The 18,081-nt window shown below is 63.0% G+C and carries 15 protein-coding genes; 7 read left to right on the forward strand and 8 right to left on the reverse strand.

Translation table 11 applies throughout. From position 1 onward, the window contains the following. Nucleotides 1-205 precede the first annotated feature (205 nt). Together MMB74_RS02705 and MMB74_RS02710 are read left to right on the forward strand one after the other, a co-directional pair. Nucleotides 206-1,645, forward strand: coding sequence for an aldehyde dehydrogenase family protein (locus MMB74_RS02705; protein ID WP_277427038.1), 1,440 nt, complete (start codon nt 206-208; stop codon nt 1,643-1,645). Between the two features lie 232 nt (nt 1,646-1,877). Next, nucleotides 1,878-2,573, forward strand: coding sequence for an OmpW family outer membrane protein (locus tag MMB74_RS02710; RefSeq protein WP_277427039.1), 696 nt, complete (start codon nt 1,878-1,880; stop codon nt 2,571-2,573). Nucleotides 2,574-2,642: 69 nt separating this feature from the next. On the opposite strand, the gene MMB74_RS02715 is transcribed toward MMB74_RS02710, so the two are convergent. Further along, complete coding sequence (locus MMB74_RS02715; protein ID WP_277427040.1) at nt 2,643-2,846, reverse strand: DUF1289 domain-containing protein; 204 nt, start codon at nt 2,844-2,846, stop codon at nt 2,643-2,645. 379 nt (nt 2,847-3,225) lie between these two features. Between MMB74_RS02715 and MMB74_RS02720 the strand changes: the two genes are divergently transcribed. From MMB74_RS02720 to MMB74_RS02735, 4 genes are all read left to right on the forward strand, one after another. Then, nucleotides 3,226-4,323, forward strand: coding sequence for a polyamine ABC transporter substrate-binding protein (locus tag MMB74_RS02720; RefSeq protein ID WP_277427041.1), 1,098 nt, complete (start codon nt 3,226-3,228; stop codon nt 4,321-4,323). Nucleotides 4,324-4,415: 92 nt separating this feature from the next. Beyond that, entirely contained in the window at nt 4,416-5,579 is a 1,164-nt protein-coding gene (gene potA, locus MMB74_RS02725; protein WP_277427042.1) for a polyamine ABC transporter ATP-binding protein, read from the forward strand. Further along, nucleotides 5,576-6,505 (forward strand): ABC transporter permease subunit, encoded by a 930-nt coding sequence (locus MMB74_RS02730; protein WP_277427043.1) that lies wholly within the window; start codon nt 5,576-5,578, stop codon nt 6,503-6,505. Before potA ends, MMB74_RS02730 begins: the two co-directional genes overlap by 4 nt. Further along, a complete protein-coding gene (locus tag MMB74_RS02735) occupies nt 6,505-7,323 on the forward strand; it encodes an ABC transporter permease subunit (protein WP_277427130.1) in 819 nt (272 codons plus the stop codon). The genes MMB74_RS02730 and MMB74_RS02735 overlap by 1 nt, the downstream gene beginning before the upstream one ends. 37 nt (nt 7,324-7,360) lie before the next feature. On the opposite strand, the gene MMB74_RS02740 is transcribed toward MMB74_RS02735, so the two are convergent. The 4 genes from MMB74_RS02740 to MMB74_RS02755 form a co-directional block, all read right to left on the reverse strand. After that, nucleotides 7,361-8,986, reverse strand: a complete 1,626-nt coding sequence (locus tag MMB74_RS02740) for a hypothetical protein (protein ID WP_277427044.1) — start codon at nt 8,984-8,986, stop codon at nt 7,361-7,363. Nucleotides 8,987-9,217: 231 nt separating this feature from the next. Further along, nucleotides 9,218-10,690 (reverse strand): efflux transporter outer membrane subunit, encoded by a 1,473-nt coding sequence (locus MMB74_RS02745; protein ID WP_277427045.1) that lies wholly within the window; start codon nt 10,688-10,690, stop codon nt 9,218-9,220. 2 nt (nt 10,691-10,692) lie between these two features. Then, the gene (locus MMB74_RS02750; protein ID WP_277427046.1) at nt 10,693-13,905 is read right to left on the reverse strand and encodes an efflux RND transporter permease subunit; all 3,213 of its coding nucleotides are present in this window, start codon (nt 13,903-13,905) and stop codon (nt 10,693-10,695) included. Continuing rightward, a complete protein-coding gene (locus tag MMB74_RS02755) occupies nt 13,902-15,005 on the reverse strand; it encodes an efflux RND transporter periplasmic adaptor subunit (RefSeq protein WP_277427047.1) in 1,104 nt (367 codons plus the stop codon). The genes MMB74_RS02750 and MMB74_RS02755 overlap by 4 nt, the downstream gene beginning before the upstream one ends. A gap of 280 nt (nt 15,006-15,285) precedes the next feature. On the opposite strand from MMB74_RS02755, the gene MMB74_RS02760 reads away from it, so the two are divergent. After that, on the forward strand, nt 15,286-15,918 hold the full coding sequence (locus MMB74_RS02760; RefSeq protein ID WP_277427048.1) for a TetR/AcrR family transcriptional regulator: 633 nt from the start codon (nt 15,286-15,288) through the stop codon (nt 15,916-15,918). 48 nt (nt 15,919-15,966) lie between these two features. Here MMB74_RS02760 and MMB74_RS02765 read toward each other — a convergent pair whose 3' ends face one another. The 3 genes from MMB74_RS02765 to MMB74_RS02775 form a co-directional block, all read right to left on the reverse strand. Continuing rightward, a complete protein-coding gene (locus tag MMB74_RS02765) occupies nt 15,967-16,182 on the reverse strand; it encodes a DUF2795 domain-containing protein (protein WP_277427131.1) in 216 nt (71 codons plus the stop codon). 92 nt (nt 16,183-16,274) lie between these two features. Beyond that, nucleotides 16,275-16,538: a hypothetical protein gene (locus MMB74_RS02770; protein WP_277427049.1), complete on the reverse strand. Its 264-nt coding sequence runs from the start codon at nt 16,536-16,538 to the stop codon at nt 16,275-16,277. Nucleotides 16,539-16,672: 134 nt separating this feature from the next. After that, on the reverse strand, nt 16,673-18,010 hold the full coding sequence (locus tag MMB74_RS02775; protein ID WP_277427050.1) for a C45 family peptidase: 1,338 nt from the start codon (nt 18,008-18,010) through the stop codon (nt 16,673-16,675). Nucleotides 18,011-18,081: the final 71 nt, after the last annotated feature.

An 18,081-nucleotide genomic window follows, 5' to 3' on the forward strand; every position in this document is an offset into this window, starting at 1 on the left:
ATTCGACGCTTTGACGGTCGGAACATCCAATCTGTCATAGGCGTAGTGCGAGCGTCAAGATTCCGTTGAGCCGAACCAGTGCTTGTAGCGCAATCCACGCCGGCAAGGCGCGAATCTTGGGATCGGCAGCGGCTCGCGGGGCCGCGCGCGCTTCGCCCTGCCGCGTAGAATAGGCGAGTCGAAAACCCAATCGGCGAGAACTCGCATGAAGACCTACGATCACCTGTACATTGGCGGAAAATGGCTCGCGCCTTCGGGCACGGGCACGATAGACGTCATCGACTCCGGCACGGAAGCCGTCATGGGCCGCATCCCCGAAGGGTTGGCGGCCGACGCCGAAGCGGCCGTCGAAGCGGCAAAGCTCGCCTTCGACGGCTGGGCGGCGACGAGCGCATCGCAGCGCGCCGAATACCTCGAAAAGATCGCGGCGAATCTGAAGGCGCGCACCGAGGAGCTAGCCGCCACGATCTGCGGCGAAGTGGGCATGCCGCTGAAGCTGTCGCGCGCGATTCAGGTGGGCAGTCCTGTCTACAACTGGAAGGCATACGCCAAGCTCGCGCGACAGTTCCAATTCGAAGCACGGGTCGGCAATTCGCTCGTCGTGCGCGAGCCGGTCGGCGTCGTGGCCGCGATCACGCCGTGGAATTATCCGCTCAACCAAATCACGTTGAAGGTCGCTGCGGCGCTCGCGGCCGGTTGCACCGTGGTGCTCAAACCCTCGGAAGTCGCACCGCTGAACGCTTTCATGCTTGCGCAAGCGATCCACGAGGCGGGGTTGCCGGACGGCGTGTTCAATCTGGTCAGTGGCTACGGTCCTGTCGTCGGCGAAATCATCGCGAGCCATCCGTTCGTCGATATGGTCTCGTTCACGGGTTCGACACGCGCGGGCAAGCGCGTGGCCGAACTCGCCGCGGCCAGCGTCAAGCGCGTGGCATTGGAGTTGGGCGGCAAGTCGGCGTCGATCGTGCTCGACGATGCCGATTTCGAGGCTGCGGTGAAGGGCACCGTGGCCGCGTGCTGTCTCAATTCGGGGCAAACCTGTTCGGCCCATACGCGGCTGATCGTACCCGTAGCGCGCTACGAACAAGCGCGCGATCTGGCGAAGGCGGCCGCCCAGACGTACGTGGTGGGCGATCCGCGCGATGAAAGCACGCGCTTGGGGCCGCTGGCCTCCGCGGCGCAATTGAAACGCGTGCGCGATTACATCGAACGCGGCATCGCGCAGGGCGCCGAACTCGTGACGGGTGGCGCGCAGATGCCGGACGGGCTCTCCAAGGGCTATTTCGTCAAGCCGACCGTGTTTGGTCGCGTGCATCCGAAGGCGACGATCGCGCAAGAGGAAATTTTTGGGCCGGTACTCTCGATCCTCACGTACGCGGACGAGGAAGAAGCGATCCGCATCGCCAACGATACGCCGTATGGCCTTGGGGGCGCCGTATGGGCAGGCAGCGACGAGCGCGCCGCGCGCGTTGCACGGCGAATTCGCACGGGGCAGGTCGATATCAACGGCGGAGCATGGAACATGGAAGCGCCATTCGGCGGTTTCAAGCAATCGGGATACGGTCGGGAAAACGGTGTTTACGGGTTCGAGGAGTATCTCGAATACAAGTCGATGCAATTTCCGGCGGACAAGGCGACAAAGTAATCGATGTGTTGCACTTGGGCCGGACCGCCGGCCGATGACGATATTGCTCGCCCCCTGCGCCTCGCTGCTCGGCGATGCGCAGCTGGGACGCAACTTGCCACGCGTGAGGAAGGGGCCGCATGACGGTGCGACCGGTCGCCGCAGCTTAGCGTTAGCCCTGACTTGACTAGGGTCAAATTCCCTCGATGTTTAACCCCAAATCATGTAGGGGTTTAGACGACAGGGAGTTGATATGCAAACCGAAGGTCTCACCCTCATCAAGCGTTGCACAGTGCTGGCCTGCATGATTGGCGCGTCGTTCGCGGCGACGGACGTTTTCGCCGCGGATGCGTCTTCGCCGGTCGATGCGCCGGCCACGGTGGCGTCCGACGCCGGTAGCGGCGCATTGCACGCCGGCGATTGGCTCGTGCGGCTGCGCGCCATCAGCATCGAGCCGGCAGTGCGCACGAATGAGACGCTCTCGGCGCTGAACGTCGGGGTGAACAACGCGATCGTGCCTGAGCTCGACTTCACCTACATGATCCGCGACTACCTCGGCGTGGAGCTGATCCTAGCCACCTCGCGCCATCAGGTGACGTCCAGCCTCGGCAATCTGGGCGGCGTGGGCGTCCTGCCTCCGACGCTCTTGCTGCAATATCATTTCAACCATCAGGGACGCATCAGGCCGTACGTGGGCGCCGGCTTCAACTACACGCTGTTCTACAACAACGGGCTCAACGCCGGCGGCCAATCGATTTCGATCGACAATCACAGCTTCGGACCGGCAGTGCAAGCGGGCGTCGACGTGCAGATCACGAAGAAGCTTTATGTGAACGCCGATATCAAAAAGATCTGGATGAAGACGGGCGCCTCGCTTGGCGGCAGCTCGCTCGGGACGCTGCATATCGACCCGTTGGTCGTGGGCGTGGGCATTGGCATGAAGTTCTGACCGCCGCGCGAAGCGCCGCGTATCTCCAACGCCGGCAAGTCCGGCGTTTTTCATTGGCGCAACGCGCCCTCAGTCCTTGTCGTTGCGAAACCGCATCGCCGTGCCTTCGCGCTCGATACGCTCCCACACTGCGCGCTTTTCGACATCGCTCATGAAGACCCAATTGGAGACCTCCATGGCCGTGCGCCCGCATCCTTTGCAGATTTCGTCGAACAACGTGGAGCACACCCCGATGCACGGGCTGTCGGGTAGGGCGTGGAGGTTGGAAGCCATCGAAAACGGTCTCGAAAACGGAGCTACCCGTATGGTATCCGAGGCGGTCGCCGCTTGGACAATCACCCTGCGCGCAAGGGGGACGCGCGGATGCAGGCTATCCGAAAGGCCGAGGCAGGTTTTATTCCGGTAGACATGGGGCGATAACCCGATAAAATTGCGCCCGATTTGTCGTTGCGCGAGAGTCCGCGGCAAGCGTGCGTGAGGTGTTCTCGGTAAGGCTGTGCCGTTTGTGCGACAACCGGTCCGATCCGCTCGCATTTTTATGTCGCGCGCCAATGATTGATGGTAGCTTTCGGGTTTTTCACGGGAGCCGCGCGCATGGCGTGGCGGCATGGCGGGGTTGAGGCCGGCGAACCGGTCCGCATGGGAGAACGGGATGAAAAAACAGGCAATGGGCGCACTGGCTGCACTCTTTTTGTGCGCGGCGCCGTGGGCGGCGTCGGCCAAAGATACGCAACTGAACGTCTACAACTGGTCCGATTACATCGCCAAGGACACGATCCCCAACTTCGAGAAACAGTCCGGCGTCAAAGTCCGCTACGACAACTACGACAGCGACGACACGCTGCAAGCCAAGCTTCTGACCGGTAATTCGGGCTACGACATCGTCGTCCCCACGAGCAATTACGCAGGCAAGCAAATCGCCGCGGGCATCTTCGCTCCCTTGGACAAGTCGAAGCTGCCAAACCTCAAATACCTCGACCCGCAACTGATGGCCCTCGTCGCAGGCGCCGATCCGGGCAACAAGTACGTTGTGCCTTGGGCTTGGGGCACGACGGGCCTCGGCTACAACGTGACGAAGGTCCAGCAAATCCTCGGCAAGAACGTCCCCCTGGACAATTGGGATGTGCTATTCAAGCCCGAGAATATTTCGAAGCTCAAAGCCTGCGGCGTGTCGGTGCTCGATGCGCCCGATCAGGTCTTTGCCGCGGCGCTGCACTACATCGGCAAGGACCCGGTGAGCACGAATCCGGCCGATTATCAGGCCGCGCTCGCGATGCTGAAAAAAATCCGCCCGTACATCACGCAGTTCAACTCGTCGGGCTACATCAACGATATGGTCGGAGGCGACATTTGCTTCGCTTACGGCTGGTCGGGCGACGTCGTGATCGCCAAGCATCGCGCGCTCGAAGCGAAGAAGCCGTACAAGATCGAGTACTACGTGCCGAAGGGCGGCGCGCCCATCTGGTTCGACGTGATGGCGATTCCGAAAGACGCCGCGCACAAGGAAGCGGCCCTCGAGTGGATCAACTACATCGAGACGCCGCAGGTTCATGCAGCGATCACGAACGCCGTGTTCTATCCGAGCGCGAACGCGGAAGCGAAGAAGTACGTCGATCCCAAGATCGCCAACGATCCCGCCGTCTATCCGCCGGCCGACGTCGTCAAGACGCTCTTCTTGCTCAAGCCGCTGCCACCGGAAATTCAACGGCTGCAGACGCGGCTTTGGACTGAATTCAAGTCGGGCCGATAACCTCATCGCCGCGCGCGGCATGTAATCATCAAGCCCCCGGAGACGTTGCCGGGGGCTTTGTACATCAAACGAGTGGAGTCAAGCAGGACATCATGAGCGATCAGTCGAGCTCACAGCCGCCTGCCGGCGCGCGACCCGCAGCAGCAAAGCCGGCCGGCGATGCATCGGTCGACAACTTCGTGCAGATCGTCGACGTCGTCAAGAAGTTCGGCGAAACCGTCGCGGTCAAGAATGTCGATCTGTCGGTAGAGAAAGGCGAACTGTTCGCATTGCTCGGCAGCTCGGGTTGCGGCAAGTCCACGCTGCTGCGAATGCTCGCAGGGCTGGAATCGGTCACCTCGGGCAAGATTTTGATCGACGGGGAAGATTTGGCACTCATGCCGCCGTATCGCCGGCCGGTCAACATGATGTTCCAGTCGTACGCGCTGTTTCCGCACATGAGCGTCGAGTCGAACGTCGCATTCGGACTCAAGCAAGAAGGCGTGGCAAAGGCCGAATTGAAGGCGCGGGTGGCCGATGCGCTCGATCTCGTGCAAATGGGGCGGTTCGCCAAACGTAAGCCGCACCAGCTCTCGGGCGGTCAGCAGCAACGCGTGGCGCTTGCGCGCTCGCTCGTGAAGCGGCCGAAGCTGCTGCTGCTGGACGAGCCGATGTCGGCGCTCGATAAGCAGATCCGCCAGCGCACGCAGATCGAGCTCGTGAACATTCTCGATCGGGTGGGTGTCACTTGCATCATGGTGACGCACGATCAGGAGGAGGCGATGACGATGGCCGACCGCCTCGCGGTGATGAGCGAAGGCCAGATCGTGCAGCTTGGCACGCCGCATGAGGTCTATGAATATCCGAACTCGCGTTTCTCGGCGGAGTTCATCGGCTCCACCAATCTCTTCGACGGGCACGTCGTCGAAGACGAGCCCGATCATGTGTTCGTCGAGACAGCGCAGTTGCCTTGCCGGCTGTACGTCAATCACGGCATCACCGGGCCGCTCGGCATGCCGGTGACGATTTCGGTCCGCCCCGAGCGCATCGCGCTGACGCGAAAGCCGCCCGAAGGCGCGTTCAACTGGGGGCGCGGCACGGTTTCCAACATTGCGTATATGGGCGGGTACTCGCTCTATCACGTGGAACTCGACTCGGGCAAGACGGTCGTCGCCAATGTGTCGAGCCTTGCCTTGACGGAAATCGATTCGCCCACGTGGGGCGATGAGATCTATGTGCGCTGGAGCGCATCGGCCGGCGTGGTGCTGACGGCATGAAGACGCGTGTGCTCGCACTCTCGACCTGGCCCGCTCGCAAGCTGAAGTTGACGGGCGGCACGGCCGTCGTCGCGGGGCCGTTCCTCTGGTTGCTGATGTTCTTCTTCGTGCCGTTCTTGCTCGTCGTCAAGATCAGCTTCGCAGAGTTGCAGCTCGGCATCCCGCCGTACACCGAACTCGTTGCGTTCAAAGATGGGGTTGTCCAGATTTCGCTGAACGTGGCGCATTATGCGTTCCTCTTTACCGATAGTCTGTACTTCGCCACTTACGTCAATTCGGTCGTCGTCGCGGCCGTCACGACGCTGATCTGCCTGCTGCTCGGCTACCCGATGGCGTACTACATCGCGCGCTCGAATCCGCAATCGCGCAACCTCTTGATGATGGCGGTGATGCTGCCGTTCTGGACGTCGTTCTTGATTCGCGTCTATGCATGGATCGGCATCCTCAAGAACAATGGCTTGCTCAACAATTTCCTCATGACGATCGGGTTGATTCATACGCCCATCGAGCTGTACCGGACGAATGCGGCCGTTTATATCGGGATGGTCTATTCCTACTTGCCGTTTCTCGTGATGCCGCTTTACGCGCACCTCGTGAAAATGGACTTGACGCTGCTCGAAGCGGCCTACGATCTCGGCGCCAAGCCGTGGAAAGCCTTCGTGCAGATCACCTTGCCGCTATCGAAGAACGGCATCATCGCCGGGTGCCTGCTCGTATTCATTCCTGCGGTGGGCGAGTACGTGATCCCCGAACTGCTTGGGGGCGCGAATACGTTGATGATCGGCCGCGTCATGTGGAACGAGTTCTTCAACAATGCCGACTGGCCGATGGCCTCCGCGGTCACCTGTGCGATGGTCTTGCTGTTGCTCGTGCCGATGGCGATGTTCCAGCACTTTCAGGCCAAACAACTGGAAGCGCGGCGATGATCAAACCGAACCGCACTTTGCAACTGACCGCGCTCGGGATCGGTTTTGCGTTTCTGTATATCCCGATCCTGAGCTTGATCGTCTATTCGTTCAACGAATCGCAACTCGTGACGGTTTGGACGCATTTTTCGCTGCGCTGGTACGCCGCGCTCGCGCAGGACGACGAACTCATTGCCGCGTTTTGGCTTTCGCTGCGCATCGCGCTATTGACGGCGTGTGCATCGGTATTCATCGGCACGTGGGCGGGCTTCGTGCTCGCACGGATGGGTCGTTTTCGCGGCTTCGCGCTGTTTTCGGGGATGATCAATGCGCCGCTGGTGATTCCCGAAGTCATCCAAGGCATTTCGTTGCTGCTGCTTTTCATCGAAATGGGCAAGTGGCTTGGATGGCCCGAAGGGCGAGGATTCGTGACGATTTGGATCGGTCACGTCATGCTGTGCATGTCGTATGTCGCGATCATCGTGCAGTCGCGCGTGCGCGAATTGAATCCGTCGCTCGAGGAGGCCGCGCTGGACCTGGGGGCGACGCCGTTCAAGGTGTTCTTCGCCATTACGCTGCCGTTGATTTCGCAAGCGCTGATGTCGGGGTGGTTGCTGTCGTTTACGCTGTCGATCGACGATCTCGTGCTGTCGGCGTTCTTGTCCGGGCCGGGTTCGACCACGCTACCCCTCGTTGTATTCTCGCGCGTGCGGCTGGGGCTCAACCCCGAGATGAACGCGCTGGCGACCTTGTTTATCGGGGTGGTCACCATCGGCGTCATCGCGATCAATTACTTCATGCTGAGGGCAGAGAAGAAGCGGTTGGCAGGCAGCGTGTAAGGGCGCTTGGCATGGGCCGCCCCGGTTTTGGCGGGAATCAAAAGTTGTCAAAACCGTACGGTGGCGAACCGAGGGGGTACAGTTGTCCCAACCCGTCGAACCAGCCTCGTTGTTGTTCGCCCCGCTGTGGCTGGTTCGCCGGCGGTTGGTGTCCCGCCGCCACTCGTCGGGGCGACGGCGCTTCCATCCCTTGGAGCAACGCTTGCAGCGCAGCATCAGGAGCCGGCGCCTGCTGCCCTTCAATCTCCCGCAGCAACGCTTGCAGCGTTGCATCATCAGTCGGCGTTTGCTGCTCGTCTACCGCCTGCAGCAACGATTGCATCGTTTCATAGACAGCCTGCGCTCGTTCTTCTTCCTCTGTAGTGGCTGGGTTGACATAATATGTCACGATCGTCGACTGATCTGCGGGCGTCGGATACAAGCAGTTATGCAAGGAATTGCCCGTCCAGTACCAGTCGCTTGGCTTCTGATGAACCCACGTGTTGGCCTCGTAATGGGCGAACGCCCACCGCATGCTTTCGCGGAATCTCGCGTAGCGCTCTTGCTTGTCATTCGATACGCAAGCGTGTAGGCCAGGTTTGCTGCGTTGCAACGTCATGACGTGGCGGTATCCCAAATGGTGCCCGGCGAGGATGGGGTATGCATCGCGAGGCCAAGGGTCGATGACGATAAAGTGTTCGTCTCGCCAATGCCGTTTGCCGACGCGGCAAAAGATATGACCCGGAACGCTGACCAACTGAACGAGATAGTCCCGCTCGAATCGTTCACGGGCAAGCATGAACGTGAGCGCGGCCATTTGGTCGCAGTTTCCCGCTTCGATCGCTTGGGCTGCGAGGGCGCGCAGCCTTGGCTTTCTGTTCATCACTTGGCTGCGAAGGTCGTCCATTGCCGATTTGACGGCCACGTTCGAAGCCTCCGCTGCGCTCGCTTCGCTCACCGCCGGTCCCAGCGCTGCTGTCAATGCACGCCGAAATTCCTGTTTCAAGGAATCTGCTTGGGGCTCCTTTTTTTCTTCAAGCTGTGTGGCATAAGTCGCGAGCCGGGAGTCGACCCAGGCGGCTCGTTGCGCCGGCTCATGTCGAGCGATATAGCGCCGCAACTCGTCTTGCACGTAGAAACTGGCACACTGATACAGAAACTGCACTCTTTTGGTCACCTCGTCACGCTGGCCTTCGGAGCGGGCGAAGTTCCACTCTTGATTTGCGCTTCTGAAACGAAGCTGTGTCCGTACATCCGCGATAATCTGCTTGGCAGTTATCAATGCCTTGCCGTGTTCGGCTGAGACGTTGTCCCAGGTTTGCAGCGGCGGCACGTCTTGGTGTCGAATGGCGGGGGGCGGCGCGGGGGTGGTCGTGGCCGTGGATGTTTCCGATGCCGAGGTCGAAGGCGCCTCGGTGGCCGGCGCCTGCTGGCCGTTGGCGGCCGCCGTGCCATCCGTGGCCTGTTGTTCCGCTACCGGTGGCAGCGCAGATGGCGTTTGATCCAGTGGTGTGTTTTTAACATACCGGCCTTGCCGCGTTGCCAGCGGCGGCGACACCGGTCGGTTCTGGTCGAGGCGCTTTTGAAGAGGCTCCTCCCCGAGAGCATCGGACGCGGCGCGCTTTCTTGTCCCCGTGGGGGTCTTTGGGCGGGTAAGGTATGGCTGTGACTGCGGCTCTGGCATTCGCTACCTCGAATGAGGCCACCGATCGCGTGGTGGGAATGGGGACACCGGTCGTCTGCTGCCTTCGAGGTCCCGTACTCGATAAAAGCCCCGTGAGCCGGTTTTTTCGCACCAAGGATGCATTCGGGCATGAAACGGATAAGTCGTCGCCGGCGCAAGACGTCGTGTCAGTTTAGCGTGCCGTTGCCAGCACGATCGAGCAAATGCGCCGAAGCACGCGTGCATTTCCTACTATTGAGGAATGCTCCGCTCAGGCGACTCTCCCATCGCCTGGAACAACGCCGCCGTATCGATCAATCGTTGTCCCGTCGCACGAATCGCGCCGAGCTCGGCGTTGCGATATTGCTGCTCGCTAGCTTGCACGGCTGTCGGCGCAACTGCGCCTAAGCGTCCCCGCGCCGCCGTTTCGTCGAATGCTCGTCGCGCCGCTTGCGTTTGTTGTTCGGTGGCGCTCGCCGCCTGCGCATCGTGTTCGAGCGCGGCCAACGTATCGGCGACATTCTGGAATGCCGATAACACCGTCGCTTTGTACTGATCGGCCGAAGCCTCGTAAAAGTCGATCGCCGCGCGCCGTTGCGCCAGCAGCGCTCCGCCATGAAACAGCGGCTGGCTCAGCGATCCGCCGATGCTCCATAGCGCCCCGGCGCCCGATAGCGCCGTCGGCCAACTGAACCCGCCTTGTCCCATCGATGCCGTCAACGACAGGCTCGGGAACAACTGCGCCGTCGCAACGCCGACTTCGGCCGCCGCCGCTTTGAGCGACGCTTCGGCCGCGGCGATGTCGGGGCGCGCATGCAAAAGCTCAGACGGCACGACAACGGGCACGCGCTCGGGCAACGCGATTGCCGAGAGCGAGGGGACGCTCGGCGCTGCGTCGGGCGTGCGGCCGATCAGCACCGCCAATGCGTGTAACGCGGTTTGGCGCTGTTGCAGCATCCCGGGCAAGCTGGCCGCGAGTGCGGCCGCATTTTGCTCTGAGGTCAACGCTTGCACGTGGGGCGCCGCGCCCAAGGCATAGCGCCGTGCGTCCTCGCGCGCCGTTTGCTGTGCGAGCGCGATCAACCGCTGCGTGGCCTCGATCTGGTCGCTCAGCGCCGCCGCGGTGATCGCCGTCGTGACGATGTTGGCCGCCAGCGCCCGCCGAGCGGCGTCGAGCTCGAACGCTTGGACGTCGACGCGCGCATGAAGCGCCGCATTGGCATAGCGAACGGCGCCGAATAGATCGAAGGTGTAGTGCGCTTGGATCTGGCCGACGAAGACGTTATAGCGCACCGTCGGCGGGCCGGCTTCGGGAATGCCGAGCGCGCGCTCGCGCGTCGCTTGCGCACCCGCATCGACGGTCGGCAGCAGCGACGAGCCGATTTGTGCGCGCAACTGCTCGTGCGCGCCGGCAAGGGTTCGCTCGGTTGCCGCCAGCGTCGGGCTGTTCTTCAAGCCTTCATCGACGAGGGCGTCCAATTGCGGGGAGCGATACAGTCTCCACCACTGCGGCACGGGGTGCGCGCCGGCCTCGAACTGCTGCGCGACGCCCCCGGCAACGGCCGTTTGCGCGGGCAACGCGGTTTGTCCGTAGTGCGCCGGCGAGGGCATGGCGGGCGGCTCGCCGTTCGGCCCGAGGGAGCAGGCGGTCAAAGCAAGGACTGCCGCGAGCGCAAGCGCGGGTCCGAGCGCTTGGCGTTCATGAACGATGCGCAAGATGCTCATAGTCAATTTCCCGTATGCGCTTGCGCGTCCGGCGACGGATCGCGTTCGTCGAGCCGCACTCTGAACCACGTGGCGTAGAGCGCGGGCAAATAAAAGAGCGTCAGCACGGTGGCGCTCGTGATGCCGCCCATGAGGGCGGTGGCCATCGGCCCGAAGAAGTTGGAGCGCAACAGCGGAATGAGCGCGAGCACCGCCGCGGCCGCCGTGAGCGTGATCGGCCGGAACCGGCGTACGGTCGCACCGACGATGGCATCGAAGCGCTTGTGTCCGGCCGCGATGTCCTGCTCGATCTGATCGACGAGAATCACCGAGTTGCGCATGATGATGCCCAACATGGCGATCACCCCGAGCATGGCGACGAAACCGAACGGCTTGCCGAAGACGAGCAGCGTCGTGACGACGCCGATCAGCCCGAGCGGCGCGGTCAGCACGACCATCAGCACGCGCGCGAAGCTTTGCAGTTGCATCATCAAGAGCACCAAGACGGCGATCGCCATGAGCGGCATTTGCGCGTTGATCGAATTCTGCCCCTTGGCGCTTTCTTCCACGGAGCCGCCCACCTCGATTCGATAGCCGAGGGGCAGCGAGGCGCGGATCGGTGCGAGCGCACGGTCCACGTCATGCGTCACGTCGATGCCTTGCGCGTTGCCGCGCACATCGGCCTGGACCGTGATAGTCGGTTGGCGATCGCGTTCCCAGATGACGCCGTATTCGAGCGTATTGCGCATGTGCCCGAGCGAGGCGAGCGGCACGGGGCCGTTGGGCGTGGGCATCGCCAGCCCCAGCAAACGGGCCGGATCGACGCGCTCGCGCTTGGGCGCGCGCAGGTCCACGCTGATCAGTTTGTCGCGCTCGCGCAGCTGCGTGACCGTATAGCCCGATAGCGTCATTGCGAGGAAGTTCGACACGTCTTGCGAACTCACGCCGAGTTGACGCGCTTTGTTCTGGTCGACTTCGAAGGTCATCGAGCGCTCGGCCGGCTCGTCCCAATCGAATTGCACGCCGCGCGTGCGCGTGTCGGCGCGCATCGTCGAGGCCACTTTTTCGGAAATGGCGCGCACCTTCGCTATGTCGTCGCCGCTCACGCGGAACTGGACCGGGTAACCGACAGGAGGGCCGTTTTCCAAGCGCGATAGGCGCGTGCGCACGCCCGAAAAGTCGTTTTCGAGCCGCGTGTCGAGCCAGCGCGCGAGCTGCTCGCGCGCTTCGACCGATTTGGCCGTGACCACGAATTGCGCGAAGTTCGGTTGTTGCAGTTGTTGATCGAGCGGCAGATAGAAGCGCGGCGCGCCCGTGCCGACGAAATCGACGAAATGATCGATCTCGGGGCGGCCGTCGAGTGTCTTCTCGAGCCGCTCGGCTTGTCTGAGCGTCGCGTCGAACGATGCACCTTCGGGCAGGCGCATGTCGACCAGCAATTCGGGGCGATCCGAGCTCGGGAAGAACTGCTGCGGCACGAGCGAGAAGGCCGCGAGCGAGAGGACGAAGAGCACGACCGTGATGCCGAGCACGACGTAGCGGCGTTTGACGCACCACTCGATCCAAGTGGCCAGACGCCGGTAAAAGCGCGTGTCGTAGATCTCGTGCTCGTGGTCGTGCGCTTCTCCATGGGCGCGCTTGCGCTCGGGCAGCAGGTGGTAGCCGAGCAGCGGGATCAGCACCACTGCGGCGAACCACGATGCGATGAGGGCGATGGCCGACACTTCGAAGATCGAGCGCGTGTACTCGCCGGTGCTCGATTTGGCGAGCGCGATGGGCAAGAAGCCCGATACGGTAACGAGCGTGCCGGTCAGCATCGGAAAGGCCGTGCTCGTGTAGGCAAAGGCCGCGGCGCGCGTGCGCTTCCAGCCTTGCTCGAGCTTCACGGCCATCATTTCGACGGCGATGATGGCGTCGTCGACGAGCAAGCCGAGGGCGAGCACGAGCGTGCCCAGCGACACCTTATGCAGACCGATGTCGAACATCGACATGACGAGCGCGGTGACGGCCAGCACGATCGGGATCGAAATCACGACGACCATCCCCGTGCGAAATCCCAGCGACACCAGGCTGACGATGAGCACGATCGCCACGGCTTCGCCGACCGCTTCGAGGAAGTCGTCGACCGAATGCGCGACGGCCTTGGGCATGCTCGAGACTTGCTCGAGCTTCAGGCCGGCGGGTAGATGCGCGCGCAGTTGGCCGCTCGTGGCGTCGAGCGCTTTGCCCAGGCGAATCACGTCGCCGCCCGGTTGCATCGTCACGCCGATGCCGAGCACGGCATGCCCGTGATTGCGCATTTGCGTCACGGGAGGATCGTCGTAGCCGCGCTTGATGGTGGCGATGTCGCCTAGCCGCACGTTGCGATGGCCGATCGAGATCAAGGTGTCGGCTAGCGCCCGTACGTCTTTGAACTGACCGTCCGGGCGCACGAACACACGGTCGTCGGCGGTCGTGACGGTGCCGGGCGAGGCGACGGCGTTTTGCGACGCGATCGCTTGCGCGAGTTGCTGCGGCGATATGTTCAGCCGTGTGAGCTCGGCGTTGGCGATCTCGACGTAGATGTGCTGGTCGGGATCGCCGAAGTAATCGACCTTCGCGACGCCGGGCACGCGCAGCAGCACCGTGCGCAACTCATCGGCATAGTCGTGAAGCTGCGCCGCGGAGAAACCGTCGCCTTCGAGCGTGTAGACGTTGGTGTAGACGTCGCCGAATTCATCGTTGAAGAACGGGCCGACCACGCCCTGCGGCAACGTCGCCGCGATGTCGCCGATCTTCTTGCGCACTTGATACCACGTCGGCTGCACCTCCTTGACGGGCGCCGAGTCCTTCATCGAGAAGAAGATCATCGATTCGCCGGGGCGCGAGTAGCTGCGCTGGAAGTCGATATACGGCGTTTCTTGGAGCTTGCGCGCGATCCGGTCGGTCACCTGCTCTTGAACTTGGCGCGCCGTCGCGCCCGGCCATAGCGTGCGCACCACCATCACGCGGAACGTGAACGGGGGGTCTTCCGATTGCGCAAGGCGCGTATAGGCGAGGATGCCCGCGAGCGTGGCGAGCGCGATCAGAAAGACGACGAGCGCTTGATGCCGCAGCGCCCACGCAGAAAGGTTGAAGCGGCCTTCATCATGGACGCCCGTTTGCGGATCGGCATGCAAGGCCGGTGCGCCGTCGGAAGCGGACGATGCGGAGGAAGCGGGCGGGGCGGCCGAGTCACGGCGATCGGAACCGCTCATGATGCGAAGTCCTCGGGATGCAGCGGCGCGACGACGCGCACGTGCTCGCCCGCGCTCACGGTGTGAACGCCTTGATAGACGACGCGGTCGCCGTCGCTCAAGCCTTGCGTCACCGAGAACGTGCGCTCATCGTAGCGTCCCACGGAGACGCGCCGCAATTCGAGCGTGTCGGCGCCCGAGCGAACGACCCAGACGGCTGGATCCGCCCCCTGGTGGAACAATGCGGTGACGGGCAGCGTGAACGGATGCGCACCCGGCTGCGCTTGCGCTTGAGCGAAGGCGATTTGCGCGGTCATGCCGAGCCGAACGCGCGCATCGGGCGCGGCCAGCGTGAGCTTGACGCGATAGGTGCGGCTTTGCGGATCGGCGGCGGGGGCGACTTCGCGCACGCGCGCGGCGAAGCGCTGACCGGGCAGGGCCGGCAGGCTCACCTGCGCCGCACTGCCGACGCGCAGGTACGACAGCGCGCTTTCGGGCGCGTCGCAGACGACGTCGATTTCGCCCGTCCACGCGAGACCGTAGACGGCTTGGCCGGCGGTGACGTTTTGCCCGGTATCGGCCAGCTCGGCCGTGATCACGCCTGCGTGATCGGCGACGAGCGCCGCGTAGGCGAGCTGATTGCGCGCGAGCGACAGTTGCGCCTGGGCGGCGTCGCGCTGTGCCGCGGCCGCGGCGTAGGCGTCCTGCGTCTGCTCCAATTGAGCCGGCGCGATCAGGTTCTCGTGCGCTTGGGCGCTGTCGCGCTCGAGCTGCTGCTTGGCGTAGACGAGCCGATGCTGGGCCGCGTCCAACTGCGCTTGCGCGTTTGCCAAATTCTTTTGCAGATCGGCCGGATCGAGCCGTGCGACCACCTGGCCCGCCTTGACGGTATCGCCCAGCCGCACGTCGCGCTCGATGATCTTGCCGGCGACTCGGAAGGAAAGCGGCGTGTTGTAGCGCGCTTGGACGTCACCGGGCAGGGAGGCCTCGGGAGGCGCGCCATCGGGGTGGACGGCGACGGCGACGACGGGCCGCGGCGGTATCGCAACGCTGGCGCGCTCGTGGCAAGCGGTCAGCGCGAGCGCGCCGCCGAGGGCAAGGGTGGCTCCGCAGCGACGCATCGCGGCGTGCCAGCGGGTAAAGGGAGAATCGTCGAATTGCACCCGCGCCGTGCTAGGCGCGTCAACACCGGGACGTGTCACGATGACCCCAGAGAGAAGAGCTACATCGAATCGGGACAAGCTGCATCGCTTGCAAGAGGAGGCGCCGCCGCACGGTTCGCCACTGCAGCGCCGCGCCAAGCGCAGCACTGTCATCGAACTACAGGGCCGCATTCTAATACAACGTTGTATTTGAATGCAAAGATGAATTAAACGGATCGGTGGTGCTAAACTTCGCTCCATGAAACGAAAACGCTTGACCCGCGAAGAAAGCAAGGAGCAGACGCGCCTGCGTCTGCTCGCTGCTGCGCAGACTATTTTCATGAAGAAAGGCTACGTCGCGGCGAGCGTCGAAGACATCGCCAACGCGGCCGGCTATACGCGCGGCGCCTTCTATTCGAACTTTCGTGGAAAGGGCGAGATCTTGATGGAGCTGTTGTTGCGCGACCACGAGCGCATGCAGTCGGATCTGCACGCGATCATCGACGACACGGCCACTCGCGAGGAGATGGAAGCGCGCGCGCTCACGTTGTACAGCCAGTTTTTTCGCGAAGACGATTGTTTTTTGCTGTGGGCCGAAGCGAAACTGCTCGCTACGCGCGACGCGAAGTTTCGTGCGCGTTTCAACGCGTTTTCTCACGAGAAGCGCGAGTTTCTGACCGGCTACATCCGCATGTTTTCCGAGCGCGTCGGCACGCCGTTGTCGTTGCCTGCCGAGGTCCTCGCGCTGGGGTTGATCGGCTTGTGCGAGGGGGTGCATTCGTTTCGCATGTGCGACCCGCAGCATGTGACGGACGACCTCACGGAGGCCGTGCTGGCCGGCTTTTTCTCGAAGGTCATGTTCGGTGGCCCGGGCGGGCCGCAACGCTCTTAAGCCGCAGCGTTGTGGTTCACGCCGCAACCGAGCGGCATGGGCAAGCCGTCAGGACCCGAGGCCCGGCCCGTAGTTGCTGCTGATCAGCCGCGCGACCGCGTCTACGTCGGCATAATCCTGCTCGGGCAGACCGTCGAGGATCGCCAGCAACTCGTTGCTCGCGCCGGCTTGCCGCGCCGCATCGACGATATGGTCCTTGTTGGCCGGGTATGGCACCGCGTGAAGCACATCGGCGATCTGCAGTTCGATCGACTCGGTGGGCACGGATGCGGTGCTCCACTCGGCTTGCTTGGTGGGGCGGGTCGAGCCGCCATCGGGCGTGCCGGACGCAGGATGCGAGGGTTTTTCGCGAGCGCTCATGTGCGGGCCTGCCGCTCGTGGGCGGCGAAGTGATTTGCCAGTTCGTGCTGCTTCGGTAGCGTGATGCGCGTCCAATGCCCGCGCTTGTTCGCCATGTCCGGCTTGAAGTCGGGGGCGGGCGGCGCGACGGGTGCGGCGTTCGCCCGCGCAGCCGCCAGCGCCGCGCGCGCGGTGACGCTGTCGAGCGCCGTGGTATGTATCGGTGCCGCGAAGCACGAAGCCGAGAGCAATGCCATTGTTGCCAGTGTCGAGACTTTCATGGCTCGACCTCCTTCCTCGAAAGAGCGTGCGTACCGCCGATGCAGCCAGACCGTCAGTCCGATCGATGTCGGCTTGCACCGACACTCGGTGCAGCACGCCTCGTGCCTAACCCCCTATCTGCCCAGATAGGGGTTTACCGCAGCACCTCGAAGCGCGTCCACGGCCAGGAAGGCCGGTCGCGCATGTAACCGTTGAGCCAATTCCATTGCGGATGGCGCTTCATGAACGCTTGCGCGTCGAACGGCCTGCCGCACGGGTGCCCCCAGCGCGCCCAAAATGCCAGGTCGCGCGCCATTTCGCTGTCCACCACTTTGCCGTCGTTCGCGCCCCATGGGTTGAACGGGCCGTGGTCGGATGCGCCAAAGCGTGCATCGTCGAGTTCCAAATGACCGCAGATGGTGCGCGAGCAGGGGTTGTCGTCCCGATTCAGATAGACGTCGTGGTGATCTGCGAGCATTTGCTTGGCGAGTTCGAGGTCGATCTTGCCGTGGTGCAATTCGGCCAACTGCATGAACCGCAACCGGCGCGCCCCGTTCTTGCGCACGTCGGTGTAGTCCTCGCCTTCGCCAATGCATTCCTGGTTGCGAATCTTCAAATCCGTGGCGGTGTTGTCGCCGCTGTAAAACCCGTCCTTCGTGCTCTCGAAGCCGGAATAGCGCAAGCCGAGCTCGTAACGAGCGATCTCGCCCGTCTTCGTGTCGCCGAGCAACCAACTATTCGCGTAGCCGCCGTTGTTCGACAACGAGAACATTTCGCACCAATCGCCGATGCTGTTGGCGTATTGGGTGGCGCGGCGCGATCGATAGAACTCGGGTGCGCCGGCGCTGTTGTAGCCGGCGAAGTTCGAAATCGTCGTTTCGGTGATCATGAGTCCGGCCGAGGTGACCCAAAAATCGGTCAGGCTCGAAATGCAACCCGGCAGTCCTTGCATCAACATCCGATGCCCAGAGTCGGGCACGATGTCGAAGACGACATTGAACGCATCGCCGGCCGCATAGCGGTCCCATGAGTTGTGCGCCATGACGATGCGGCCGTCGCGCGTGGCGCTGCCGGTGGCGATGAACGCGCTGCAGTGATGCCCGCGCCGGCCGCGCCAGGGCTTGGCGCCCAAATGCGGGTCGCGTGCGGCCACTTGTGCCGGCCACCAACTCTGCAGCAGGTCCATGTAGCCGTTCCACGCCAGGACTTCCTCGAACGGCAGCTTCGCGCCGTCGGCGATGCCCTGGATCTCGTCCGCGAATTCGGTGTCGAGCTTCGCCGAAAACTGCGCGAGCGCCGCTTTGGTGAAGGTCTCGAAATCTTCTCCCGTGTCCCAGCGAGCCAAGTACTTGGCCGTGCGGATCGCGTTGTTGATCTCGGCAGCCAGCAATTGGCCGTGCTGCTCGCCCCGATCGTAGGGCTCGCCTTCGATATGCACGAAAATCCAACCCGCTTGGTCGCGGCGCACGGCATCGAGGGACGGTTCGCTCATCTTCGCTCCGAATCGACTAATCGATCGAAAGGGCTGCGCTCAGGCGCCATGGGTGCGGCGCGCGGCAGGCT

This window comes from Trinickia sp. Y13, assembly GCF_029522115.1.
Taxonomy (GTDB): Bacteria; Pseudomonadota; Gammaproteobacteria; order Burkholderiales; family Burkholderiaceae; genus Trinickia.